Annotated in this window: 1 protein-coding gene; it reads left to right on the top strand. The window is 33.0% G+C overall.

Annotation, left to right across the window (positions count from 1 at the left end; all coding sequences use genetic code 11):
* A partial coding sequence (locus CIK04_RS34915) for a hypothetical protein (RefSeq protein WP_325206004.1) occupies window positions 1-200 on the top strand: 200 nt, incomplete at its 5' end.
* Between the last annotated feature and the right edge of the window lie 495 nt (window positions 201-695).

Consider the following 695-nt stretch of genomic DNA (forward strand, 5'->3'; position numbering starts at 1 on the left):
AAACCAAAGCGCCAGGGCAACGTCTTCCAGACCTAATTGAACGTAATTTAAAAAAAGTCCAGTCAATCTTGCTGGCGTTTTTTAGGTTTCCATTTCAGCTGTCATGTCATTTTTTGCCCAAGTTACTTGTCGTTTTAGCTAAGCAGTGGCGAGTTCATAGACTTTTGAACTCTTTAAAAGGAACAGCAGCAGAAATTTAATGAGAGAAATTTCTATCATTTTCGAATGATCGGAGTATAGTGCACATGGTTTTCAAACATGTGTTATTTATGAAATATATAGTTCARGTCTATTCTTAGTTTTCTTTCGATTCCTTTCGTTATATTACATCTGTAGTTACTTCTTCTTTATCTTCCATTAAATAGCCTCAGTTTTTATATCATAATAATTGATGGTTTATTGATATTAAGCAATCGGTATGTTGCTGGTTTTTATCAGGTATTTTCATCTTGGTGTTTTGCGACTCACGATGTTGTGTTCTCTCGTTTTTATACGGTAGGGCGCGAGTTAGAGTTGAGTTTATAAACAGTCTGTAGATGAAAATATATTTAAATTATGAGTTATTATGATGTTCGATGAAGGAAAATAAATGAGTAAAAACGCGTAAAACATCATAATAAAAAAAGCGGTTATGAAACCAAGATTTGAACAAATGGTTAAAGACTATCATGAAGCTAAAGCGCTATTAGAATCCA

This window comes from Vibrio sp. 03_296 (assembly GCF_002265885.1).